The 26020-nt window shown below is 42.7% G+C and carries 19 protein-coding genes and 1 other annotated feature; of the genes, 13 read left to right on the forward strand and 6 right to left on the reverse strand.

What is annotated here, in order from left to right; all coding sequences use genetic code 11:
• The 9 genes from WMO37_RS02335 to WMO37_RS02375 all read left to right on the forward strand — a co-directional run.
• Positions 1-3102: InlB B-repeat-containing protein (locus WMO37_RS02335; protein ID WP_349154230.1), on the forward strand; the 3102-nt coding region annotated here is incomplete at its 5' end.
• Positions 3103-3236: 134 nt separating this feature from the next.
• Positions 3237-4106, forward strand: a complete 870-nt coding sequence (locus WMO37_RS02340) for an Rpn family recombination-promoting nuclease/putative transposase (protein WP_349154231.1) — start codon at positions 3237-3239, stop codon at positions 4104-4106.
• A 140-nt stretch (positions 4107-4246) separates the two neighbouring features.
• Positions 4247-5494, forward strand: a complete 1248-nt coding sequence (locus WMO37_RS02345) for an HlyC/CorC family transporter (RefSeq protein ID WP_022433503.1) — start codon at positions 4247-4249, stop codon at positions 5492-5494.
• Positions 5495-5558: 64 nt separating this feature from the next.
• Positions 5559-5921: a TIGR04086 family membrane protein gene (locus tag WMO37_RS02350; RefSeq protein ID WP_022433502.1), complete on the forward strand. Its 363-nt coding sequence runs from the start codon at positions 5559-5561 to the stop codon at positions 5919-5921.
• A gap of 164 nt (positions 5922-6085) precedes the next feature.
• The gene (locus WMO37_RS02355) at positions 6086-7093 is read left to right on the forward strand and encodes a deoxyguanosinetriphosphate triphosphohydrolase (RefSeq protein ID WP_022433501.1); all 1008 of its coding nucleotides are present in this window, start codon (positions 6086-6088) and stop codon (positions 7091-7093) included.
• Between the two features lie 31 nt (positions 7094-7124).
• The gene (gene dnaG, locus WMO37_RS02360) at positions 7125-8888 is read left to right on the forward strand and encodes a DNA primase (protein ID WP_349154232.1); all 1764 of its coding nucleotides are present in this window, start codon (positions 7125-7127) and stop codon (positions 8886-8888) included.
• A 21-nt stretch (positions 8889-8909) separates the two neighbouring features.
• On the forward strand, positions 8910-10115 hold the full coding sequence (gene rpoD, locus WMO37_RS02365) for an RNA polymerase sigma factor RpoD (protein WP_022433499.1): 1206 nt from the start codon (positions 8910-8912) through the stop codon (positions 10113-10115).
• 19 nt (positions 10116-10134) lie between these two features.
• A complete protein-coding gene (locus WMO37_RS02370) occupies positions 10135-10860 on the forward strand; it encodes a tRNA (adenine(22)-N(1))-methyltransferase (RefSeq protein WP_349154233.1) in 726 nt (241 codons plus the stop codon).
• A gap of 24 nt (positions 10861-10884) precedes the next feature.
• On the forward strand, positions 10885-12498 hold the full coding sequence (locus tag WMO37_RS02375) for a nucleoside kinase (RefSeq protein WP_349154234.1): 1614 nt from the start codon (positions 10885-10887) through the stop codon (positions 12496-12498).
• A gap of 19 nt (positions 12499-12517) precedes the next feature.
• Here WMO37_RS02375 and WMO37_RS02380 read toward each other — a convergent pair whose 3' ends face one another.
• Both WMO37_RS02380 and WMO37_RS02385 read right to left on the reverse strand, forming a co-directional pair.
• Positions 12518-13498 (reverse strand): ComEC/Rec2 family competence protein, encoded by a 981-nt coding sequence (locus tag WMO37_RS02380; protein WP_349154235.1) that lies wholly within the window; start codon positions 13496-13498, stop codon positions 12518-12520.
• Between the two features lie 48 nt (positions 13499-13546).
• A complete protein-coding gene (locus WMO37_RS02385; protein ID WP_349154236.1) occupies positions 13547-14422 on the reverse strand; it encodes a prephenate dehydrogenase in 876 nt (291 codons plus the stop codon).
• A gap of 322 nt (positions 14423-14744) precedes the next feature.
• On the opposite strand from WMO37_RS02385, the gene WMO37_RS02390 reads away from it, so the two are divergent.
• Together WMO37_RS02390 and leuS are read left to right on the forward strand one after the other, a co-directional pair.
• Positions 14745-16823: an elongation factor G gene (locus WMO37_RS02390; protein ID WP_349154237.1), complete on the forward strand. Its 2079-nt coding sequence runs from the start codon at positions 14745-14747 to the stop codon at positions 16821-16823.
• A gap of 73 nt (positions 16824-16896) precedes the next feature.
• Positions 16897-17129 (forward strand) — a binding site (T-box leader).
• A 61-nt stretch (positions 17130-17190) separates the two neighbouring features.
• Positions 17191-19605, forward strand: a complete 2415-nt coding sequence (gene leuS, locus WMO37_RS02395; protein WP_022433493.1) for a leucine--tRNA ligase — start codon at positions 17191-17193, stop codon at positions 19603-19605.
• A gap of 111 nt (positions 19606-19716) precedes the next feature.
• Here leuS and WMO37_RS02400 read toward each other — a convergent pair whose 3' ends face one another.
• Positions 19717-20607, reverse strand: a complete 891-nt coding sequence (locus tag WMO37_RS02400) for a LysR family transcriptional regulator (protein WP_022433492.1) — start codon at positions 20605-20607, stop codon at positions 19717-19719.
• Positions 20608-20952: 345 nt separating this feature from the next.
• Here WMO37_RS02400 and WMO37_RS02405 point away from each other — a divergent pair, with 345 nt between their 5' ends.
• Positions 20953-21297 (forward strand): HEAT repeat domain-containing protein, encoded by a 345-nt coding sequence (locus WMO37_RS02405; RefSeq protein ID WP_349154238.1) that lies wholly within the window; start codon positions 20953-20955, stop codon positions 21295-21297.
• A gap of 92 nt (positions 21298-21389) precedes the next feature.
• Entirely contained in the window at positions 21390-22784 is a 1395-nt protein-coding gene (locus WMO37_RS02410; RefSeq protein WP_022433490.1) for a radical SAM/SPASM domain-containing protein, read from the forward strand.
• A gap of 114 nt (positions 22785-22898) precedes the next feature.
• On the opposite strand, the gene WMO37_RS02415 is transcribed toward WMO37_RS02410, so the two are convergent.
• The 3 genes from WMO37_RS02415 to WMO37_RS02425 all read right to left on the reverse strand — a co-directional run bounded on the left by WMO37_RS02415 (position 22899) and on the right by WMO37_RS02425 (position 25848).
• On the reverse strand, positions 22899-23579 hold the full coding sequence (locus tag WMO37_RS02415) for a YoaK family protein (RefSeq protein WP_022433489.1): 681 nt from the start codon (positions 23577-23579) through the stop codon (positions 22899-22901).
• A 159-nt stretch (positions 23580-23738) separates the two neighbouring features.
• Complete coding sequence (locus tag WMO37_RS02420; protein ID WP_349154239.1) at positions 23739-25100, reverse strand: threonine/serine exporter family protein; 1362 nt, start codon at positions 25098-25100, stop codon at positions 23739-23741.
• The gene (locus WMO37_RS02425) at positions 25093-25848 is read right to left on the reverse strand and encodes a DUF4866 domain-containing protein (protein ID WP_022433487.1); all 756 of its coding nucleotides are present in this window, start codon (positions 25846-25848) and stop codon (positions 25093-25095) included. Before WMO37_RS02425 ends, WMO37_RS02420 begins: the two co-directional genes overlap by 8 nt.
• Positions 25849-26020 lie beyond the last annotated feature (172 nt).

Consider the following 26020-nt stretch of genomic DNA (forward strand, 5'->3'; position numbering starts at 1 on the left):
CAGCAGTATGCATACCACGGCGGCGATAACCAGTTGTGGACGTTAAAAATGGCAGGGGACGGATACTTCTACATCTGCTCAAAGCTTGGAAACTGTACTTCACTGGATTCTTCCTCACTGGTGCTTGACCTGTGGGGATATAGCACAGATAACGGAACTAACATTACGATCAGCGGCTATCACGGCAGTGACAACCAGCAGTGGTATCTGTGGGACAACACCATCAACTTATCAGCAGAGTGGACAAGCACGAATTACAAGGTGGATTACAACGCAGACGGCGGTACGCTTCTTGATGAAAACGGAAATGAAACAACAGATACAGTAAGAACATACGAATACGACAGAATCTACAATTTCCTCAAAGCCAAAAGAGCCTACACCGTAAGCTATGAAACCAACGGCGGCACGGCAGCAATTAACAGTTCAAACACCGATGCGCCGGGAACATTTAACGGCTGGAATGAACAGCTGGACAGCAATACCACTCACGGTGAGGTGAAAGGCTGGGACGGCTGGTCGGTCGGCACATGGAACTGGGCGGCATACTATAACGGCAACTCGGACCTTTTAAGGGCAACAAACAATACCTATGATACCATGTGGGCAATCCTGCATTACCGGGAACATGGTATTGATGAAGGCAGAACGTTCAATGGAGCATCTTACTGGCTTCCGGCATTAAGCTTTAAAAACCTGACCGCAAACGGCGGCACGGTAAACGTAAAAGCGGATTACACCAACGGCACAGTTACGCTTCCAAATGCAGAAAAAGCTTCCGTTGAGATTGACGGAAAGAATGTAAGCTATACTTTCGACGGCTGGTATCTGGATTCGGCACTGACAAGCCGTGTGGGCGGCGCAGGCGATACATATACACCGGCAGGAAATACAACGCTGTATGCAAAATATACAACACAGTCTGAAAACCTTATTTTTAACCAGAAGATACGTGTGCGTTACGAAAATGCAGACGGCACATGGACTTCATACTCCACCATTTTTGATCAGGATTTCAGGACCGGGGATACGGTCGATTATGATTTTGGCAGCCTTGATACAGATAAGTGGGTAAGACCGGCGGCAGTAAAGTATACAGTCAGCGGACAGTACCAGACAGAAGGCTATACAACAAGCGTTGATATTTACAGACAGACTTACAATGTAACAGTAACATACGACAATGCCGATGCTTTCAGTGCAAAAAGCGGGGAGGGTACATACCGCTGGGGAGAAAATGTAACGGCATCCGTTACGCTCAGTGAAAAGACTGCGCAGTATACCTACCGTTTTGCAGGATTTGAAACGGATTCCCGCCTGACCTTCAGAAACGGCACATCAAAGACATCAAATCCGGTAACATTTGTCATGCCGGAAGAAAATGTCACGTTAAAGGCATGCTCTGCATCACAGACCAATGAATATACCGTCACCGTGGAGCATTACCTCATGGATATGGACGGAACTTATCCTGGTACGCCGTATGAAACGACACAGAAGCCTTATAAGTACGGCAGTGAGTTGAATCTAATTGATGCGGCAAATGAATATGAAGGATTTACGGTAAATCCTGATAAGACAAAGGAAATGAATCCCGGTTATACGGGAACGGTAACGGGTGATGTGAAATTAAAAATCTATTATGACAGAAACCGTTATACCGTCACCGTGGAACATTACTACATGGATACGGCAGGAAACTATCCGGACAAGCCGTCCGTGGCAGAAGCTTTAACACCGTACTACGGCGAAACACTGGTACATAAAAACCATGTCCGTGAAATAAAGGGACTTTCATTCAATGAAAATAAGACGATTCAGGAGAATGGAAACCGCACGCAGACACAGGTGAAGGGAACTACCACGGTCAGACTTTATTATGACAGGACGGTATGCACCGTTACCTATGACTACAGAACAAATGGCGGTACGTCGGCGGATAAGGAAACCGTAAAGACCTACTACGGTGCGGATGCCGACCTTTCCGTTGCAGCATACAAAAACGGCTGGGAACATGCCGGATGGAATACGGAAAGTGATTCAGAAACAGGACTTCCCCGGTACACCGTCACCGGAAACGTCACACTCTATGCCGTGTACCGCAAGGACATCACTGTGACATTCGTGGACTTTGCACAGACCTATAAGAGGGAAGGCTCCATGTATAACAACGACACCTATGCCCTTATCGATGCGCCACAGTGCAGTGCCTATGGCGGATGGGAAAATGTGTCGGATGTTACGGCAGTAGGATTTAACAGCAGGGCAGACATCACCGCGGAAGGTGCTGAAAAGATGGAGGTAAAGTCCGGGGAGGAACATTTAAAAATTCCGGACAGCATTACCTACTATACCGTGTGCCGGGCAGACGTAACACTGACCTATGAATTAAACGGCGGAACGGAAAATGATACCACAAAGCCGGTAACGAAAACCGTGTACTGCAATGCAGCCGCCCCGCAGGAAGTAAAGGGCTTTAAATTACAGCTTGGCGAAAGTGTAAAGGAATCCGTTGACCTTGACGGCTATACCCATTCCTATGCATTTGCGACATGGGCCGAAAGCAGCCCGGAGAGCGAAACACGCTTCCCATGCAATGCAGATTATGTCTTAAAGGAAAATACGACTATGTATGCCGTCTGGGATGAAACGGTGACACCGATTACCTACTATATCGGATTTGACGGCAATGCAGGCACAGCCGCAAGAAACATTCCTGATAAAATGGAGGTGCAGTACGGCGAGGAAGTCGTTCTTCCGGAGCAGAAGCCGGAAAGGACGGGATTTACCTTTATGGGATGGAATACAAGAACGGACGGACAGGGAACGGAGTACCAGCCGCAGGATACGGTAAAGAACCTTACAACCGTAAACCACGCCACGGTAAAACTGTATGCCCGGTGGAAACAGCGCCGCATTATCCTTGTAAAGGCGGCATCTACAGTTTATAACGACACCATCATCAAAAGAATTCCCGGTGATGAGGAATGGTATGATTCGGTAGGACATTTAACCATCGATGAATTGAAAAACTACCCGGATGAACTCTGCGAGCAGGTATGGCATATCGACAAGCAGGGTAATATCACACGGGTGAAATAACTCCTAAACGGTGTATTTTTCTTGCAGTAAATGAAGAACAGGGTGTATGATTAAACTAAATATAAAATTAAAGAATATCCCCTGTTATGTATATATGAATATTTGTTATTTTAAGGAAGAAAATGGGGAGGTATATGGGGATAAAAGATTTAACAGAAAAGATACTGGAAGATTATAATGACATTTTTGCTGATATTGTCAATGTACTGGTATTCAAAGGAAAACAGCGCATAAAGCCGGAGACACTTGTAAATACCGGTGTGCATTCCCAGTATAAAAATGACAAAACCGGTGTCTTACACGAGCAGGAGCGGGATGTCGCAAAATACTGGATGAACGGAAAAGTACAGATAGCCCTGTGCGGACTGGAAAATCAGACTGCCGTTGAGCCGAAAATGCCGCTGAGGGTGTTTGGCTATGAGGGTGCATCTTACAGTGGACAGTTGGAAGAAAAAAGTGCCGTGCCGGTGATAACACTGGTACTGTACTTCGGAAATGAACACTGGAGGGCAGAAAAGCATTTAAAAGACCTGTTTGACATTCCGGAGGGCATGGAAGAATATGTTAATGACTTAAAGATTAACGTATTTGAAATTGCATGGCTCACAGATGAGCAGATATCCATGTTTAAGAGTGATTTCAGGATAGTGGCGGATTTTTTTGTTCGAAAGAGAAAGAATAAAGATTATGTGCCGGATAATAAGACTGAAATCCGTCATGTGGATGCAGTATTAAAGATGCTGTCTGCGGTAACCGGGGACAGAAGATATGAAAATATTTTATCGGACGGAAAGGGAAAGGTGAGCAATATGTGCGAAGTAGCTGAAAGACTTGAACAAATGGGCATTGAAAAAGGCAGACTTGAAGGTGAGCAGATGACAGTGTACAGTTTTGTGCAGGACAAAACCATAACACCGGAACAGGGCGCTCATAAGCTGAATATCAGTGTCGCAGAACTTGAAAAAAAGATGAAAGAAGCAGGATATACTTATCCGGTATTCTAAAAAAATTCTAAAAATTTCTTGTGAGGATTTTTTAACTTTTAAAATCTTGTCAAGCATTTTTGAAAATCCCCAAAATCTTTGACATCTCCTTTATTATTTGATATGATGTAGAGAAAAATATTTTTAAAGGAGTTGATTTTTTGGATACGGACAGTATCACGCAGTTGATTTTAATTATTATTCTGCTTGCGTTATCTGCTTTTTTTTCATCAGCAGAAACAGCATTTACAACTGTAAACCACATTCGCATCAGAACCCTGATTGATGAGGGGAACAAGAGGGCGGTCATTGTGTCAGACATTATTGCACATTCACAGAAGATGTTAAGTGCGATTCTGATTGGAAATAACATTGTCAATATTTCAGCATCGGCGCTGGCAACATCGCTGACAATTAAAATCTGGGGCAATTATGCCACGGGTATTACAACAGGTGTGTTAACGATTGTTGTATTAATTTTCGGTGAAATTACACCTAAAACGACAGCAACCGTTTATTCAGAAAAGTTTGCGCTGGTATATGCACCGGTTATTAAAGTACTGATGACCGTGCTGACACCGGTTATTTATGTGGTAGATGTTCTGGCAGGATTCTTTTTACGATTGTTCCATATTGATACGAAGAATCATAAAAAGACAATTACAGAAACAGAACTGAGAACATTTGTTAATGTCAGCCATGAAGAAGGTGTTATTGAATCGGATGAAAGACAGATTATTAACAATCTGTTCGATTTTGGTGATGCAGAAGCCAAGGATGTTATGATACCGAGAATTGATATGGTTGCCGCGGATATTACAACGGGATACGATGAGATTCTGGCACTGTTTAGGGAAACGATGTATTCGAGGATTCCGGTGTATGAGGAAGAACAGGATAATGTTGTCGGCATTTTAAATATAAAAGATTTAATTGTTGCGCCGCATGGCACACAGTTTGAAATCAGAAAAATCATGCGCAAGCCTTATTATGTTTATGAACATAAAAATATTTCCGAACTGTTTAAGGAAATGCAGAAACAGTCACAGGGGATTGCAATCGTATTAGACGAATATGGTTCTACGGCAGGCATGATTACAACAGAGGATTTATTGGAAGAAATCGTCGGGGAAATCCGTGATGAGTATGATAATGATGAAACAGAACCATTTGTTAAAATCGATGATTATACATATCATATTGACGGAACGTATAAATTAGATGATGTCAATGAAAAATTGTCAACAGCCCTGACATCTGAAGATAATGATTCAATTGGTGGTTATATTATTGAAAAGCTGGACAGGATTCCGGCGGCAGGAGAAAAACTGCGCGTGGATAATCTGGAATTTACAGTAGAAAAAGTAGAATCCAACAGAGTTGTATCTGTGATTTTAAAAGTTTTTTAGTATAACCGGGCTTTTCCTTTCATAGGATAGATTAAGAAAAATGAATCTTGAATCTGGAGGGAAAATGGCAGTAAAAGGATTTCAACTTGTAAAAACATTGATTATAGCATATGTAATAACGGCAGTTTTGCTTCTGTTAACGGCCTTCGGGCTGTATCGTCTGCATTTGTCAGACTGGCAGGTAATGGCAGCTGTCGTTATTATTTATGCTCTTTCATGCTTTGCCGGCGGCTATATTTTAGCAAAAGCACAGAAAAGCAGAAGAATGTTGTGGGGCATGGGCTTTGGTATTTTATATTTTACCGTGCTGACGGCTGCCGCCTTTATTCTTACAAAAGGGGCAGATATGGATATGACAGCACTTGTAAAGGCACTGATTGTCTGCCTTTTGGCAGGTGGAGCCGGAGCATTTGCAACGCCTGAATAAAATAACAGAAATGTCAGGATTAAAGCTGTACTGTAAGATGTCCGGATTGCATCAGTGCTGAAATTTTATTAAGAAAAATTAAAGGAAAATCAGATTCTTTGCAGAATATATAAAGTATAGGCGCTTTTAACAGGATGGACTGTTTACCGGATAGGAGGCTTTGAATGAATATCAGGGAAGAACAGGAAAAATACGAGCATGAGCATTTAAGCAGATTTGCCAGCTTCAGTGATGAATCGCAGGGGCGGGACAGACCGGAAGAACCCTGTACGGTGCGCCCTGCATATCAGCGGGACAGGGACAGAATTTTACACTGTAAGTCGTTTCGGCGCTTAAAGCATAAGACGCAGGTTTTTCTGTCGCCGCAGGGGGATCATTACAGAACGCGGCTTACGCACACACTGGAGGTGTCCCAGATTGCAAGAACAATCAGCAGGGCGCTGCGGTTAAATGAAGATTTGACAGAGGCAGCTGCACTGGGACATGATTTAGGACATACGCCGTTTGGACATGCCGGAGAACGGACATTAAACAGAATCTGTCCGATGGGGTTTGTCCATTCAGAACAGAGTATCCGCATTGTGGAAAAACTGGAAAAAGACGGACAGGGGTTAAATCTTACAAAAGAAGTGCGTGATGGTATTTTAAACCATCAGACATCGTCCATGCCGTCCACACTGGAAGGAAAAGTCGTCCGGCTTTCCGATAAAATAGCTTATATTAACCATGATATTGACGATGCAATCCGGGCAAAAATATTCAGTGAAACGGATATTCCGAAAGCCTTTACAGAAGTGCTTGGAGATACTACAAAATCAAGGCTGAATACGATGATACAGGATATTATTCATAACAGTATCGGGAAGAATGAAATCTGTATGTCTGATGAAGTGCATCAGGCAATGATGGAGCTGCGCAAATTTATGTTTGGCAGTCTTTATCAGAATCCACTTGCAAAAAGTGAAGAAGCAAAGGCAGACAAGCTGATTACGGAACTGTATGGATATTATATGGATAATATAGAAGCGCTGCCGGACAATTACAGAAGATTTATTACAGAGTGCGGCGAAACGCCGGAACGTGTCGTGTGCGATTATATAGCAGGCATGAGCGACCAGTATTCGGTTGCCAAATTTGAAGAAATATTTGTTCCGACATCGTGGAAAGTATAAGAGGAAGGATGAATCAGGTTGGTGAAAACAGATGTACGCAAGTGAAGTAATTGATGAAGTTGTATCGCGAAGCGACATAGTGGATATTATTTCCGGATATATCAAACTGAAGAAAAACGGCAGTTCGTATGTCGGGCTGTGTCCGTTCCATAATGAAAAATCTCCGTCTTTTTCCGTATCACCGGGAAAGCAGCTGTATCACTGTTTCGGCTGCGGGGTGGGCGGCAATGTCATTACATTTGTTATGGAATACGAAAATTATACGTTTCTTGAAGCTGTAAAATACTTAGCAGACAAAGCAGGCATGCAGCTTCCCGAAACGAGTTATTCGGAAGAAGAAAAGAAAAACAGGGACTTAAAGGCAAAGCTTTTAGAGATTAATAAAATAGCGGCAACGTATTATTACCATCAGCTTAAAGCTGAAAACGGTAAAATCGGACTGTCCTATCTTCAAAAAAGAGGGTTAAGCGATACTACGATAAACCGCTTCGGATTAGGATATGCCGGACAGACCGGGAATGCGCTATATCAGTATTTAAAAAGCAAAGGTTATGATGATGCGTTGTTAAAAGAAACAGGACTGTTTACATATGAGCGGGGAATCCATGACAAGTTCTGGAACCGCGTGATGTTTCCGATTATGGATATTAACAACAAGGTTATCGGTTTCGGCGGCCGTGTCATGGGTGATGCAAAACCGAAATATCTTAATTCACCGGAAACCAAATTATTTGATAAAAGCAGGAATTTATATGGGCTGAATGCGGCGCGCATATCCAGAAAGTCCAATATGATTATCTGTGAAGGATATATGGATGTGATTTCACTGCATCAGGCTGGCTTTACGCAGGCAGTGGCGTCCCTCGGAACAGCGCTGACGCCGGGACAGGCAGCACTTATGAAGCGGTATACGGATAATGTCCTGATTACCTATGATAGTGATGCGGCGGGTGTAAAGGCAGCGCTTAGGGCAATTCCGATATTAAAAGAAGCCGGGCTTACCACGAAGGTTATTAATATGCAGCCGTATAAAGACCCCGATGAATTTATCAAGGCACTGGGGGCGGAAGCGTTTCAGGAGCGGATAGACAAGGCGGAAAACAGTTTTATGTATGAAATTGGTGTTCTTGAGAAAGAATATGACAGAATTGACCCGGCAGAGTCTACGAAGTTTGAGCGGGAAGCGGCGGCAAAGCTGGTGACGTTCCGGGAAAAGCTGGAGCGGGAAAACTATATGCGTGCGGTCTGCGACCGTTTCCACATTGAATTGCAGGGCATGCGGGAGCTGGTCGCATCTCTTGGCAGTAAGGAAGGCATTTTAAGAAGAAATGATTATCCGGCGGCATCGGGACAGCAGCGTGCTGCGGCACCCAAGAAGAAAAAAGAAGACGGTGTCCGTCAGGCAGAGAAAATTCTGCTGACATGGATGATTGAAGATGCCGGAATTTTTGAAAAGGTGAAAGAATACATTTCACCGCAGGATTTTGTAAACCCGCTGTTTAAGGATGTGGCGGACAAGCTGTATGCACAGTATGAAAGCGGCAGTTTAAATCCCGCGGCAATTATCAGTACATACGATGCCGAGGAAACGCACAGTGAAGTTGCGGCGATGTTTAGCATGGAACTGGATAACCGGCTGAATCACAATGAACGCGAAAAAGCACTTAATGATACCGTACTTAAGGTAAAAAACAACAGCATACAGTATCAGATTGACCAGGCGGCAGACCCTGCACAAATCCAGCAGCTTTATACAATGAAAAACAAATTATCAGCAATTCATATTACATTATAAGAGAATAGAAAGGTGACAATCATGGCTAAGAAAAATGAGAATATCGCAGAAGAAACAGTAAAAAAGACAACCAAAAAGGCAAAGACCGAAGGAGAAGCAGTAGAAAAAACAGAAGAAGAAATTGCTGCTGAAATCGCTGCGAAGTTTGATGAAAAATGTAAGGGACTGCTTCAGATTGCCAAAAAGAAGAAAAATGTACTTGATTATCAGGAAATTATGAATTATTTCCTCGATACCGATTTTGAAGCCGATAAGATGGAAAAAGTCTTTGAATTCCTTGAAAATAATAATGTCGATGTTAAGATGGCGGATGATGATACAGACGACGATGAAATTATTTTAGATGATGAAGATGATATTGATATTGAAAAAATTGATTTATCCGTACCGGATGGTGTAGGGCTTGAAGACCCTGTCAGAATGTATTTAAAGGAAATCGGTAAAGTGCCGCTGTTAAGCGCAGAAGAAGAAATCGAATATGCAAAGCGCATGGAACAGGGCGATGAAGAAGCAAAGAAGCGTCTTGCCGAGGCAAACCTTCGTCTGGTAGTCAGCATTGCCAAAAGATATGTAGGTCGTGGCATGCTGTTTTTGGATTTAATTCAGGAAGGTAATTTAGGTTTAATTAAAGCGGTAGAAAAATTTGATTACCGCAAAGGTTATAAATTCAGTACGTATGCGACATGGTGGATTCGTCAGGCAATTACAAGAGCCATTGCAGACCAGGCAAGAACAATCCGTATCCCGGTGCATATGGTAGAAACGATTAACAAGCTGGTGCGTGTGTCCAGACAGTTATTACAGGAATTAGGCAGAGAGCCGTCCCCGGAAGAAATTGCAGAGGCAATGGATATTCCGGTAGAAAGAGTACGCGAAATCCAGAAGATTTCACAGGAACCGGTTTCACTTGAAACACCAATCGGTGAAGAAGAAGACAGCCATTTAGGAGATTTCATTCAGGATGATAACGTACCGGTTCCTGCAGAGGCAGCGGCTTCAACACTGTTAAAGGAACAGCTGGTAGAAGTCCTCGGAACGCTGACAGAAAGAGAACAGAAGGTGTTAAGGCTGCGTTTCGGCATGGATGACGGCAGAGCAAGAACCCTTGAAGAAGTCGGCAGAGAGTTTAATGTTACCAGAGAACGTATCCGTCAGATTGAGGCAAAGGCACTTAGAAAGTTAAGACATCCAAGCAGAAGCCGTAAATTGAAAGATTACTTAGACTAATATTAATATAGGAACAATTATGGAAGAACTGAATTTATCAGATAGACTGCGTCTGATTGCCGGTTTGATAAAAAAAGGAAGTAAAGTGGCAGATATCGGTACCGATCACGGATATCTGCCAATCTTTCTTGTAAAGAGTGGAATTACAGACCGTGTGATAGCAATGGACGTCAGGAAAGGACCTCTAAAAAAAGCAGAAGACAATACACGGGCATTTTGTGTGTCCGATCAGATTGAATTAAGACTTTCGGACGGACTGGCAGCACTTGAAAAGGGTGAGGCAGATACCGTTACCATTTCCGGCATGGGTGGAAGACTGATACAGTCGATTCTTACAAACGGTATGGAAAAGCTGGACAAATCAACACGGCTGATTGTATCGCCGCAGTCTGAACTGCGGGAATTCCGGATATTTTTAAAGGAAAAGGGATTTCTTGTTTTAGAAGAACATATGATGACAGAAGATGGTCAGTTTTATGTCATTATGGAATGTGTATACATGGGTGCGGATTATGCACCGCAGACGATCGAGGAAGCAAAGCTTCGGTACGGAGAATCGCTTTTGCGTGAAAAAAACGAGAGCCTGAAAGCATATTTATATAAAGAAAAGCGGATAGCAGAAGGAATTTACACACAGTTATCAGCACGAAACGGACAGGAAGCGGCAGTACAGGAGCGGTTAGAGCAGTTACGGAAGGATTTGGATTGCATTGATTTTGCATTAGAATATTATAATTTTGCGTAAAATACGCAGGATGGGAGAAAAAATATGGGTAAGACATTATTTGAACTGGCAAAGCAGGCACAGCCGGATTATCCGCATCAGATTATTCTGGCAAAGGTTGATGGAAAACTTCATGAATTAAAAGATACGGAAATTGAAAATGAAAAGGTAGAATATATTACAACGGCAGCTGCCGTTGGCAACGAAACCTATCGGAGAAGTGTAGTGCTTTTAATGCTGCATGCAATTTATCAGACGGCACCGGAACATTCAATTGATCGTGTGACAATTGAATATTCTATCAGCAAAGGCTTATATTGCAGTTTAAAGGCAGATTTTCAGGTTACAGAAGAGTTCCTTGCAAGGGTAAAGACAAAGATGCAGGAAATTGTTGCGGCAGATATTCCGATTACAAAGCGCATGATTCAGACGAGCGAAGCAGTAAAGCTATTTGAAAAATACGGCATGGAGGATAAGACCAAGCTGTTTAAATACCGCAGAAGCTCTTATGTAAACATTTATAACCTGGACGGTTTTGAAGATTATTTTTACGGATATATGGCACCGTCTACCGGAATGTTAGGTGTTTTTGATTTGTTTTTGTATGATGAAGGCTTTGTATTACAGCTGCCGGTTAAGGAAGCACCGGAAATTGTACCGGAATTTGCACCGCAGCAAAAACTGTTTCAGGTATTAAAAGAATCAACCCAGTGGGCAAATATGCTGGGAATTGATACTGTGGGTGCATTAAATGAGCATATTACAAATAATGATATGAACTCATTAATTCTTGTACAGGAAGCTCTTCAGGAACAGAAAATTGTTGAAATTGTCAACTCTATTAAAAAAAGAAAAAGTACAAAATTTGTAATGATTGCAGGGCCGTCATCTTCCGGAAAGACGACCTTTGCAAACCGCCTGTCCATTCAGCTTCGTGCAAACGGATACAAGCCGCATCCAATCAGTGTGGATAACTATTTTGTAGAGCGTGAGCAGACACCGCTTGACGAAGACGGCAATTATAACTTTGAAGACCTGCATGCGATTGACATCGAGTTGTTTAACCGGCACATGGAGCAGCTTCTGGAAGGAAAGCGTGTCTGTATGCCGACCTTTAACTTTAAGACGGGTAAAAAAGAATACGGAAATGATTATTTACAGCTTGGAGCGGAAGACATTCTTGTTATCGAAGGAATTCACTGCTTAAACGATGAAATGTCATATATGCTTCCGAAAGAAAGTAAATATAAAATTTACATCAGTGCGCTGACACAGTTAAATGTGGATGAACATAACCGTGTGGCAACAACCGACGGCAGATTAATCCGCCGTCTGGTGCGTGACAGCAGAACCCGTGGTGCGAGTGCTGCACGTACTCTCGGCATGTGGGAATCTGTGCGCAAGGGCGAAGAAAAAAATATTTTCCCGTTTCAGGAGTATGCAGATGCGATGTTTAATTCGGCAATGCCGTATGAACTGTCCGTATTAAAGCCGTATGTAGAACCGCTGTTATTCTCAGTCGGAGAGGACGAACCGGAATATCAGGAAGCAAAGCGCCTGTTAAAGTTCCTTGCGTACTTCCTGCCGTATACCAGTGAAAACATACCGATTAATTCGATTGTAAGGGAATTTGTTGGCGGGGGATGTTTTAAGGTTTGAGTTTTATCAGACCGCACCCTCACCGTCCGGTACTCCAGGTGAGGGTGTCGGGGGTGCTGTAAGCTGTGATTGTTCCGCTTAAATCGGTACGCAGGATTTGAATATCCTGTGCTTCCAAGCGGGAAAGTGTTTTTTGTGCGGGGTGTCCGTAATCGTTGTCTGCGCCGACACTGATAACGGCAAAAGCAGGGTGTACGGCACGTAGAAATTTTTCGGTGGAAGAAGATGCACTTCCGTGGTGGCTTACCATATAGACGTCCGCAGAAAGATCTAAATTCTCATTTAACATGGCGGATTCGCTTTTTGACTGGGCATCGCCAAGGATTAAAAAGCTGTGTGAAGAATCCGTCAGCCGGATACCGAGAGAGCGGTTGTTTTCTTCTTCATAGTCATAGCGGTCGGGGCAGACCACGGTAAAAGAGGCATTTCCTAAAATATAGGTGTCACCGACCTGTGGGTGTACCGGAGTGATATTCTGCTTTTTAAGACAATTTACATAGGACTGGTAAATTTTTGTATCAGCACTGTAATCCGGTGAAAGCACATTGCCAACGTCAAATTGATATAAAGCACCGATAACACCGCTGACATGGTCGGCATCATAGTGTGAAATCAGTACATAGTCAAGTGCAGTAATACCCGCCTGCTGTAAGTAGCTGACTACAAAAGAGGAGTGGGAACGGTCACCGCCGTCAATCAGCATATAATGTCCGTCCGATTCCGCAAGCACACAGTTTCCCTGCCCGACATCTAAAAAGGTGACAGAAAGCGTTGTATTTTCGGGACGGCTTTCTGAATAGGAAAGTGCAGTGTCCTGTTTAGAAGAATTTGTAAATAAACCTTTCAGTGTATCCTGAAAAGAAGTCTTTACGGAAGCTGTCAGGTCAGGATTTAAAAGTCCGATATGGCAGACTAAAACAAAAATAAAAACGAAAAGCATCATAAAAGCAGAGAATTTTGTACGGATTCTCTGCTTGTTTTTACGTTGTCTGTGATACATATGAATCTCCATTCTCAAGCAGATTTACTGCAAATACGGTGGCTGCCGTCAGGAACGGTCCGGTCCGAAAAATGTATTCCGGTAAATGCCCGCTTCTTCAAATAACTTGTAAATGTAGTGGCTGTCGCCGGAATCAATATGTTCTTTGACTGCAGTAAGAGAGTTGATATATTCCCCTAAAAGCTGCGAAATAGCCGTCGGATTTGCAGCACAAATCTGTTCCCACATTTCAGGAGAAGAAGCAGCAATCCGGGTGGTGTCCTTAAAACCGCCTGCGGCAAGCAGGTGCATGTAATCTTTATAGTCACCGGTGTCGGCATCTTTAACCAGCTTTGCCAGTGCGGCAGAGATAAGGTGCGGCACATGGCTGATAGCAGCAGCACAGTAATCATGTGTTGCCGGGTCCATGACAATTGGCACGGCCTTGATATCTTTTACAAGTTCGACATAAGAATCTAAATGTTCTTTTGAAGTGTGTGCAGACGGTGTGATAACGTATTTTGCACCGCACAGCAAATCGGCATGGGCACTTGTATAACCGGACTGTTCAGAGCCTGCCATCGGGTGTCCGCCGATAAAATTATTTTCCAGACCGGCATTTTTAGCTGCAGTGTAAATGCTTTCTTTTACACTGCCTACATCGGTTAAAATGCAGGAAGACTTGATAAGTGGCTTTAACAGTTCAAAATATTTTGTAATCGTTACGACCGGCGTGCAGATAAAAATGATATCGCAGCCGGAAAACTGTTCATTTACGCAGTCCGTTACTTCATCCAATACACCGTCTTTTTGTGCCTGATAAAGAGGGGAAAGAGAACGGCTGGTAGCAATCATGTGGCACTGCGGGCGGTACGCACGGAGTGCCTTTGCAATCGAACCGCCAATTAATCCAAAACCTATAAAACCAATCTGTAAAATCTCCATACTAATCTCCATTTCTGAGCGACTATGTCGCAAAGATGCGATGAGAAATTCGCGCAGGCGATTTCTCATCTGTATTTTAATGTATAATAACACAAGTAACCTGTTAAAACAAAGTATCACAAAATTAAAAGTATAACTGCATACACTTTAACACTTCAACGTAAAAAATAAAATGCTTATTGACAATGTACTTGAAAAAATACAAAAAATGTAGTAAAATAAATCATAACATTTAGAACGTAAACAAATTAACAGGGGTGAGATACAAGGCGTGGTATTTTATACGCATTTGTGAATATTTCATGCCGGAATGGAGTGCATTATGAATAATTACAGAACAGGTGACATCAGAAATATTGCAGTCTTAGGAGGCAGTGGAAGCGGTAAGACAACACTGGTTGAGGCAGCAGCGTTTGCAGGGGAGAATAAGAACTATTTAGGAAGCATTGCGCAGGGCAATACGGTCAGTGATTACGACAGCGAGGAACGCAGCCGTGGATTTTCAATTCATTTATCGGTTGTTCCGGTGGAATGGAACGGTTATAAGATTAATTTCTTAGATGCACCGGGGGCATTGGATTTTGAAGGAGAACGCGAGTCTGCTGCAAGTGCTGCAGATGCAGCGGTCATCGTGATTAATGCCCGCAAAGGCATTGATGCCGGAACATGTGCCGCATGGAAATTATGTGACCGTTATAAACTGCCGAGAGTGATTTTTGTAACAGGCATGGATGATGATACTGCCAGCTACAGGGAGATTGTGGAAGAACTCACAAAGCTGTACGGCGGAAAGATTGCGCCGTTTCATATGCCAATCCGCCAGGATCAGCGTCTGATTGGTTATGCGGATATTACCAAGATGAGAGCCAGAAAATTTACCGGTATCGGAAAATATGAAGATTTCGAGATTCCGGACTACTGTATGGAAAACCTCAATAAATTTAAAGGGATTTTAGATGAGGCAGTGGCTTCGGTTGACGAAGATAATATGGAAAAATATTTTTCAGGTGAAGAATTTACACAGCAGGAAAAGGACAGCGCCCTGCGTGCCGACTGTACGGACGGAAGCATTGTTCCGGTAACGATGGGTTCGGGACTGCATGTACATGGTGTCTATATGCTTTTAGATGTCATTACAAAATATTTTCCGTCACCATTTTTTACAAAGACCGGTATTAATGTTTATGACAATGAGCTGTTTGACTGCATTTATGATGAAAAAGATTTTCTGGCGGCGCAGGTATTTAAGACGGTATCCGACCCATATCTTGGCAAGTATTCCTTTGTAAAGGTTTATTCCGGTACATTAAAAGCGGACAGCATGATTTTTAATCCGTCTTACGATATGGAAACAAAGATTGGCAGAATTTATAAGGTATGCGGAAAAGAATATACACCGGTGGACAGCATTGTGGCAGGCGATATCGGAGCCATTCCGAAGCTGAACGGATTTTCAACCGGAGATACCATTTCCACAAAGGTGAAGCCGATTAAGCTCGATACGATTGAATTTGCAGTGCCGTATACGGTAAAGCGTATTGTTGTTGATAACAAGCAGAATGAAGAAAAGCTTTCACAGGCACTGGTAAAGATTATGGAAGAAGACAGAACTGTGCATTGTGAAAATGATACAGAAAACGGTCAGCGTCTGATAAAAGGAATCGGCGAACAGCAATTGGAGATTATTGTGGCAAGACTTGAAAATCAGTATAAGATTCCGCAGGTTCAGCTGACAGCGCCAAAGGTCGGTTATAAAGAAACGATTTGTGCGGAAGCGACAGCAAGATGCCGTTACAAAAAGCAGAGCGGTGGTCACGGACAGTTTGCGGAAGTGCAGATTACATTTTCACCGTCCGGCAACCGTGAAAAAGATTACGTATTTGAAACAGCCGTAGTCGGCGGCGCAGTTTCTAAAAATTATTTCCCGGCAGTGGAAAAGGGAATTGCAGAAAGTGTCAAGACAGGACTGCTTGCAGGGTATCCGGTGGTTGGCTTAAAGGCAGTGCTGACAGACGGCGCGGAGCATCCGGTGGATTCGAGTGAAAATGCATTTAAAATGGCAGCTGTCATGGCATATAAGGAAGCTTATTTAAAGGCATCACCGATTATCTTAGAGCCGATTGCACAGGTAAAAATTTTTGCACCGTCCGTTTATGCGGGAGACATTTCAAATGATTTAAAGACCCGCAGGGCAAGAGTACTTGGCATGATGCCGGCAGAAGACGGAACTTCTTATATAGAAGCCGATGTTCCGGTTGCCGAGCTGGAAGGCTATATGGCAAAGCTTCGCTCCATTACGGAAGGCTATGGTACATTTGCCTACGAATTTGCAAGATACGGACATGCGCCGCAGAATGTAGTGGAGAAGCTGTCCGCAGAATATCAGAAAAACAACGGATAAAAGTAGAATCGGTACTTGACAAAGCGGTTGAATATGATAAAATATTCCTGTTTCGTAGTAAATATTTGAATATATAAAGACTGTGAAAAGGAATAGTAGATTATCGCCGGAATTTTACAGAGAGCTGTCGGAAGGTGCAAGACAGTAGATTCGGATAATTGAACTCGCCTTGGAGTTTCTTTTCTGAAAGGATAAACAGATAGGAAAAGACGATTCATTTCCGTTACCAAATGACTGAGTGCATATGTAGGGCAGCTTACATATGAATTAGAGTGGTACCGCGATTGTAGCCCTTTCGTCTCTAAGTGAGATGAAAGGGCTTTTTATGTGTTTGAAAAAAGGAAGCAAAACAAGGAGGATTAATTTTATGGCAACAACGTATAACCATAAGGCTGTTGAAAAGAAATGGCGTGGAAACTGGGAAGCACACCCAATTAATGTCAATGATGGCAAAAAACCGAAATATTACTGCCTGGATATGTTCCCGTATCCGTCAGGAAGCGGTCTTCATGTCGGTCACTGGAGAGGTTATGTAATCAGTGATGTATGGAGCAGATATAAGATGTTACACGGATACTATGTTATCCATCCAATGGGCTGGGATGCATTCGGTCTTCCGGCAGAAAACTATGCAATTAAGATGGGTGTTCACCCGAAAAAGTCTACGGCACAGAATGTAGCCAATATTAAAAGACAGATTCAGGAAATCGCCGCTGTTTATGACTGGGATATGGAAGTCAACACAACAGACCCGAATTTCTATAAGTGGACACAGTGGATTTTTGTAAAAATGTTTAAAGCAGGTCTTGCTTACGAAAAGGAAATGCCGATTAACTGGTGTCCGTCCTGCAAGACAGGTCTTTCAAATGAAGAAGTTGTAAACGGCTGTTGCGAACGCTGCGGTACAGAAGTAACCAAGAAGAACTTAAAGCAGTGGATGTTAAAGATTACAGCCTATGCAGACAGATTACTTGAAGACCTTGATAAGCTTGACTGGCCGGAAAAGGTTAAGAAGATGCAGTCTGACTGGATTGGACGTTCTTACGGTGCAGAGGTAGATTTTAAGGTAGACGGAACGGATAAGTCTATTACTGTTTATACTACAAGACCGGATACATTACACGGTGCAACCTTTATGGTACTGGCTCCGGAACATGCAATGGCAAGAGAACTGGCAACGGAAGAAACAAAGCAGGCAGTGGAAGATTACATTTACAGAGCTTCTACCCGTTCTAACATCGACAGAATGGCAGATAAGGAAAAGACCGGTGTATTTACAGGTTCTTATGCAATCAATCCTTTAAATGGAAAGAAAGTGCCAATCTGGCTGTCTGATTATGTACTGGCTGATTACGGTACAGGTGCGATTATGTGTGTACCGGCACATGATGACCGTGACTTTGAATTTGCAAAGAAATTTGATATTCCGATTATTCAGGTTATTGCAAAAGACGGAAAAGAAATTGAAAATATGACAGAGGCTTATACAGATGCTGTCGGAACAATGATTAATTCCGGTGACTGGAACGGTATGGAATCTTCTGTATTAAAGAAAGAAGCACCGGAAATGATTGAAAAAATGGGCTTCGGACGTAAAAAGAAGAACTACAAGTTACGTGACTGGGTATTCTCACGCCAGAGATACTGGGGCGAACCAATTCCGATTGTTCACTGCCCGGACTGCGGCTGTGTACCGGTTCCGGAAGACCAGCTTCCGTTACTGCTTCCAGAAGTAGAAAAGTATGAGCCGACCGGAACAGGTGAATCACCGCTTGCAGGAATTGAAGAATGGGTCAACACAACCTGCCCATGCTGCGGAAAGCCTGCTAAGAGAGAAACCAATACTATGCCACAGTGGGCTGGTTCTTCATGGTACTTCTTAAGATATGTGGATAATAAGAATGACAAAGAACTTGTAAGCAAGGAAAAGGCAGATAAGTATCTTCCGGTTGATATGTATATCGGCGGTGTGGAACATGCGGTACTGCACTTACTGTATTCAAGATTTTATACAAAATTCTTACATGATATCGGTGTGGTTGATTTTGATGAACCGTTCAAGAAGCTGTTCAATCAGGGTATGATTGGCAAGAACGGCGCAAAGATGAGTAAGTCCAAAGGAAACGTTGTATCACCGGATGATTTAGTAAGAGATTACGGCTGTGATTCATTAAGAATGTATGAACTGTTTGTCGGACCACCGGAACTGGATGCAGAATGGGATGACAGAGGAATTGACGGTGTACACAGATTCCTGTCAAGATTCTGGACACTTGTAGAAGATAACGCAGATAAGAATTTCAATGAAACAGATGAAATGGTGAAGTTAAGACATAAGATGGTTTATGACATTACAAACCGTCTGGAAAACTTCAGTCTGAACACAGTTGTCAGCGGTTTCATGGAATACACCAACAAGCTGGTTGACCTGACAAAGAAGCAGGGCGGCATTGATAAAGAAACAATGGAAACGATTGTTACGCTCTTATCTCCGTTTGCACCGCATGTTGCAGAAGAACTTTGGGAAGTATTAGGACATAACCAGAGCATTTTTGAAAGCACACAGTGGCCTTCATTTGATGAAGAAAAGATGAAGGATAACGAGATTGAAATGGCAGTTCAGGTAAATGGTAAAGTAAAGGCAAAGGTAACACTTTCTGTTGACGAAACCAAAGAATCTGCACTGGCTAAGGCAAAAGAAGCACTTGGTGATAAGCTTCCTGCAAATGTTGTAAAGGAAATTTACGTACCGGGTAAGATTATTAACATTGTCGGTAAGTAATTAAAAAGAAAATATTTTAAAATATAAGCTGCCCCACGGAATTCAGACCGTGGGACAGTTTATATTTATTAAATGTGTTATATTGCGTTGGAAATGCTGAAAGGAAAACGGTTATTTACGGTTTTCCAGTAAAAACTCCAGAAATCTGCGGGCAGCAGAATTAATCGGGGTGTGGTTGTTGGTGATTACGACAACATCACGATTAGGGAGTGGTTCTGTCAGCTCAATCGGAAAGACAAGTTCCTTTTCAATGGCTTCCAAAGCAAGCGATTTTGGATAAAAACCAATACCGAGATTATGGGTAATCATCGGAAGTACCTGGTCGGTCATGGCAGCTTCCATATCCGGCTCAAAAGGAAGGTCGTGCTCCATAAAGAAACGGCTGTAATGCGTGTGTGTGGAACTTCCCTCACAAAGTCCGATTAAAGGCATTTCGGAAATATCCTCCAAATAGTGAACCTGCTGTGCAAACTGCTTATATTTCGTGCCGCCCAGCAGTATTTCATCATAAGAAACCAGCTTTTCCTGATGCATGTGCTTATGTACCAGAACCGGTGTTGAAACAATCGCAAAGTCGATAATGTTATTTTCCAGTGCTTTTACTGCCTGCGGTGCGGAATAATTTAAAAGACGGATACGCACATGCGGATAGCGGGCGCAGAAATGTTCCAGTTCGGAAAGCAGTATCAGGCGCAGTGCATTTTCACTGGCACCGATTGAAATCAGACCGTTTTCTAAATCCCGGTTACGGATAATTGCTTCTTCACCAAGCGCAAGCTGTTCAAAAGCAATGGCAACGTGTTCATAAAGCTTGTGGCCTTCCGGTGTCAGCAGTACACCTTTATTGGAACGCAGAAAAAGCTTGCAGTCCAGTTCTGCTTCGAGATTGTTCATACAGCGCGTAATGTTGGGCTGGTTATTGCCCAAAGCAGCAGCGGCTTTGGTAAAACTTTTATACTGTGCAACGTAGTAAAAAATACGGTAATAATCGTAAGTAATCATGATACTCCTTTTTGTAAAACCGCCATGCAGCGGAAAATATTTAACAGATGCCGGGGCAAACGTATTACATAAGTATAACAAATAAATGCGGTTTTGGCTATGTCAAAAAGATATAATCAAGATATTAATAATACTTTTTACATTTTACAAATCTTTTTCTATAATACGGTTGTGTTAAGAAATAAGGAAAGGAATGGACAGCAGTGTGAAAAATCCATAAATTTAAGATTTTTTCACACGACAGATTTGTGACGCAGGCATCACAAATCTGTTTTTATCGCAGAACTGAATGAATTCAGTCCGCGATTCCTCCGGCATTAAAATGCCTGCGGAATGGAGAGCAGTATGTTATTTTCAAAGAAAACACCCGAAGAAAAAATGGAAAAGCTTGTGCATAGAAAGGCATGGGGTGAGCTTTCAGAGTATATGTTTAAGGATAAGGAACATAAAATCGCACTGGCTCAGGCACTGGGAACTTCCGAAACAGAGGAAGCCATTGATCTGTTAATGGAACTGGTTGAAAGCAAAGATCAGGATATATTGGAGGCGGCGTGCGAGTCCTTAAAGAAAGTGGGTGATGACCATAACGCAACGGAGCTGCTGCGTATTTTGCAGACCATACCGGAAGAAAATGAGCCGCTGCGCAAAAAAATCAGTGAAACAATTCAGGCTTTACATAAGAGAGGATAATGATTTTATCGGTTTGTGCATATGCTGATATATAACACAAAATATTTAAGACGTATAATATCATTAAGATAAGAAAATCAGGAGAAAAGAAAATGGGAAATTTAACACATGCAGCGGGAAGATTGGCTGTTAGCAAAGTGTCTGACGTCGTTTTAAAGAATCTGGATAAAGACAGAGAAAAGGAAATTGTAAAGCTTGTCGATTTCATGGAAAAATACATGGATGGAGAAAAGCTGGATATTAATTATGAGAAAGCAAGAACCATGATTACCGATAAAAACGGCGCGTTGAATCATTACATAAACAGGCTTCTGGATGAAGTCGACCCACATGTGCTAAAAACAATGGTTTTAAACCTTGGTTTTGAAGCATTTTTAAATGGTACAAAAACGATTCGTAAAATGCGTGAAAAGTACAAATGCAATGTACCGTGGCTGATTTTAATGGATCCGACAAGTGCCTGCAACCTGCATTGTACGGGTTGCTGGGCGGCAGAATACGGAAATCGCCTGAATCTGACATTTGATGAAATGGATAACCTGATTTGTCAGGGTAAAGAAATGGGCATTTATTTTTACATGTTTACAGGCGGTGAGCCGCTTGTAAGAAAGGCAGATTTAATCCGCCTTGCAGAAAAGCATTATGACTGCGCATTTCTTTCATTTACAAACGGAACACTCGTAGATGAAACGTTCTGTGCGGATTTGAAAAGAGTCGGAAATCTTTATCTTGCAATCAGTCTGGAAGGATTTGCAGAGGTGAATGACCTACGCCGTGGAGAAGGTGTCTACGGAAAGGTTATGCACGCAATGGATTTATTAAAGCAGAACGGTCTTGTATTTGGTACTTCTATCTGTTATACATCTAAAAATATTGAAACAGTTACAAGCGATGAATTCGTTGATTTAATGATTGAAAAAGGCTGCCGTTATGCGCTGTATTTTCACTATATGCCGGTCGGAAACGATGCGTCTGTTGATCTGCTTCCGGCACCGGAGCAGAGAATTTACATGCGTTCCCGTGTCCGTGAAATCCGTAATATGACGACGGGAAAAGGACTGTTTACCATGGATTTCCAGAATGACGGTGAATTTGTGGGCGGCTGTATCGCAGGCGGAAGAAATTACTTCCATATTAATGCAAACGGTGATGCGGAGCCTTGTGTATTTATTCACTATTCAGGGGCCAATATCCGTAAAAATACGCTGCTTGAGATTTTAAAACAGCCGTTATTTATGGCATATTATAATAACCAGCCGTTTAATGAAAATCATCTGCGTCCGTGTCCGATGCTTGAAAATCCTGAAATTCTTCAACGGATTGTAAAGGAGAGTGGCGCAAAATCCACGGATTTACAGTCACCGGAATCTGCGGAGCATTTGTGTGAGAAGTGTAAGGCTTATGCTAAGAACTGGAAGCCGTGTGCCGACAAGCTCTGGGCAGAAACCAAAATGCCACAGCACAGCTATGAAAATTATAAAAAGTAATTTTAAACCGGAAAAATAAGAATATTTGAAAAAAACGGATATTGTACCGGACTCCAAAAGCCAGATTTAAAATCTGACGATTGGAGTCCGGTATTTTTATGGAACGGTTCTGCATTAATGACGTTCTTTTTCTTCTTCTTTAATAAACATGATTAAAAAGCTGATCAACAGCAAAAGGCAGGAAAACCAGATGGTGCGCATCCCAAAAAGGGCAATACAGTGTCCACCGACACCGGCTCCGACAGCAAACATCAGGATAATGCCAAGGTAGCAGGCGGATTTGTGCAAAACGTGTTTATCGCGCGTTCTGGCATAAACGCACAGAGATTCCATACAGCTTCGGAGATTGCCGATACACATGGTGCTGGCAAAGGCATATCCGTTGACCTTGCGGAATGTCTGAACCTGCATGGCGCATGAAAAGGATACTAAGGCATTGGCAAACAGATTCAGCCGTACCGGGAAAAATCCTACCGCAAAAAGCAGAATAATTTCGGATAAAACAACAAGCTGGCGCCAGTGTAGGCGCTCAATCCGCTGATATTTCAGCCGTACCCATTCGGCGGCGGCAATTCCCAGTGCGAAAAAGAGCAGCGGAATCAGATAGTGTGCCGCCTGATACCAGTTTCTATCAACAACACAGGCACTTAAAAGTACAATGTTGCCGGTCTGTGCATTGGCAAAAACTTTGCCGCGGAAGAGGTATGTATAGGCATCCTGCAAACCTCCGGATATAGATAAAAAGGCAGCCGTCAGAAAAGATTCTGACATTTGCCGGTGTGATAAGTGATTCATTTTAATCCCCATTTCCGAGCGATTTTATGATAAAACAGTGATGAGAAATCCGCGAATGAGGCGGCTCATCTGCCATTATAGACAATTGTTTTCGCTCTAAATAAATATTTAATACCGAATATTGTTAAAATGTTGCTGTTTGTATAAAAAATATAAAAATTATGTGCAATACCGGAATGTGCGGTCGGTAAGGATTCGTGCAAATATCAGCCCCAGCGGCAGTGCGATAATAATCATAATCGCTGCACTGAACCACGAAACAGCTTCATAGAGGGACATAATGCCGAAGTTGTAAATTGCCCGGTACAGGTATAGTCCCGGAACCATAATGACAATGGAAGGTACGGTTAAAGAAATCCGAGGATACCCGTGGCTCTTCTTAATGAGGGAGGCTAACAGTCCTGCGGTTAAAGCACCTATAAATGCGGCAGCGGCAGCAGGCATTCCTGTAAAATCCACAAGTTCAAGCCGGAGCGTATTGGCAGCCGCACCGATGAAAGCAGCAGTCGATGCCATAGAAACAGAGCTGTTAAACATTATGGAAAAGCCGAAAACCCCGCAGAAGCTGGCGATAATCCGCAGTACAAGGTGAAGCAGGGGATTCATGTGAAGGACTGCAAAATCCTGCGGCTGTAATTCTAAAAGCAGAGCCATAATCCATGCAAACATCGTAGCGACGAGTATAATGATGATGGAATAAGTAAGCCGTTCAAGTCCTGAACGCAAATCCAGTTTCGCAAGGTCGATGCCGCTTGTAATAAACGGAAATCCCGGTATGATAAACAGCATGGAACAAATGTATCCCGCTTCATGCAGTGCCGGAATATGAAAAATAATTTCCGCAAGGTGGAAACAGATGTCATAAACAAGACAGGCCGCCGAGATGGATACGGCAATATTTAAAAACAGTGTATAATGGTGTTTAATCAGTTTGGTACGGATAACATTTCCGACACCGGCGGCGATAAATGCCAGAATCATTTCCACAGGACCACCGCCTAAAAGAAAAGTGAAGGCACAACAGGCGAGTGCGGCGGCAAATCCCAGTTTTGCAGGCGAATACAGCGTGTGGATTTTTTCAATGGTGTCCAGTTTTTTGTGAATCTGTTCACCGGTCATATGCGTTTTTTCTTCCGGAAAACGTTCAACAAACTGTTCCATGCGGTACAGCTTTGACGTATTGACCCCGGTATTGGCAATGCTTAAAGACTGGGAAACACAATCCGTTCCGTCAAAGCAGTTAAATTCAATGGACATCAGTCCGACATCCACCGTGCAGGTAACACCAAGTTCCTTTGACAGGCGGTTCATGGAAGTGCGCACACGCCATGCCCCGGTGCCGCAGGAGAGCATCATAAGTCCTACTCTGCCGATAACAGAAGCTTTTTCGATTAATCCTGCATTTTCAATCAGGACGTTGCTGTCTGCTTTTGCATAGTCATGCCAGGGGATTTCCATGTGGTTTTTTTCCATAATATCAACATAAGAAGCCGGTCCGGCTGTATCTTTTGTGCTATCCATAAATAATCGCCTCCGCTTTGGCGGCATGCCGCTCCAGATTTTTCAAAAAATGAGAATTTGGCAGGAAAATCCCAAGTTCATCATATCGGTTATTCTGCTCGACAAGGGAATCCTGACCGTAAAATACGAAAGCCATTGGCAGTTCTTTTTCCAGCTGGATCATTAAATCCCAGACGGCACAGTAGGCTTCTGATTCTGTTTCTTTTAATTTAATGGTATCGGGAAGCTCACGGATCAGCAGTACACCGGTATTTTTTTCTAAAACCTGCTGTTTAATATTCATATCGTCATCGCGGTAGGAATGACTGTAACGGTAAGCCTGTGCAAGATACATCTTTTTCTTTCCGTCAAAATGGTTATAAACTTCACGAAAATGTTGATACTCCTTTTCATGGATGCAATTTTTAAATTCAGGCAGAAGCACCCCGTTCTCATCTGTCATAATGACAGGATTGGTCTTTCCGTCAGCGTTAAAACGATAGGGAATCAGATAAGAATTTCGTATCAGATCAAAAAGGGTATTTTTGCTGATTGCCATAAGAAAAGCGGATAAATCCCTGTTGCGGTAAGCGCGAAACAGTGCTTGACAGAATTCATCGGCAGAAAGGGAATCCTCCAGTTCATCATTACTGAATAAATCATTGCAAAAAGTTTCAAAAAGCTTGTCGCATGCCCATGGGTCAGCCAGAATTTTCTGGAACAGGACATCTGCATGTTCTTCTCTTGGGAAAATAGTTTGCTCTTTCATCGTTCTCTCCATTCCGCAGGCATTTTAATGTAGGAGAAACCGCAGACGGAATGTATTGAATTCTGCGATAGGAGCAGTTTTGTGATACCTGCGGCACAATACTGCCAATGTCAGGGTATGCCTGATGATACATATTCTCCGGATTTTCAGCAATTTTATCGCAAGCGGTGGC

This window comes from Lachnospira intestinalis, from assembly GCF_040095895.1.
Classification (GTDB): domain Bacteria; phylum Bacillota; class Clostridia; order Lachnospirales; family Lachnospiraceae; genus Lachnospira; species Lachnospira intestinalis.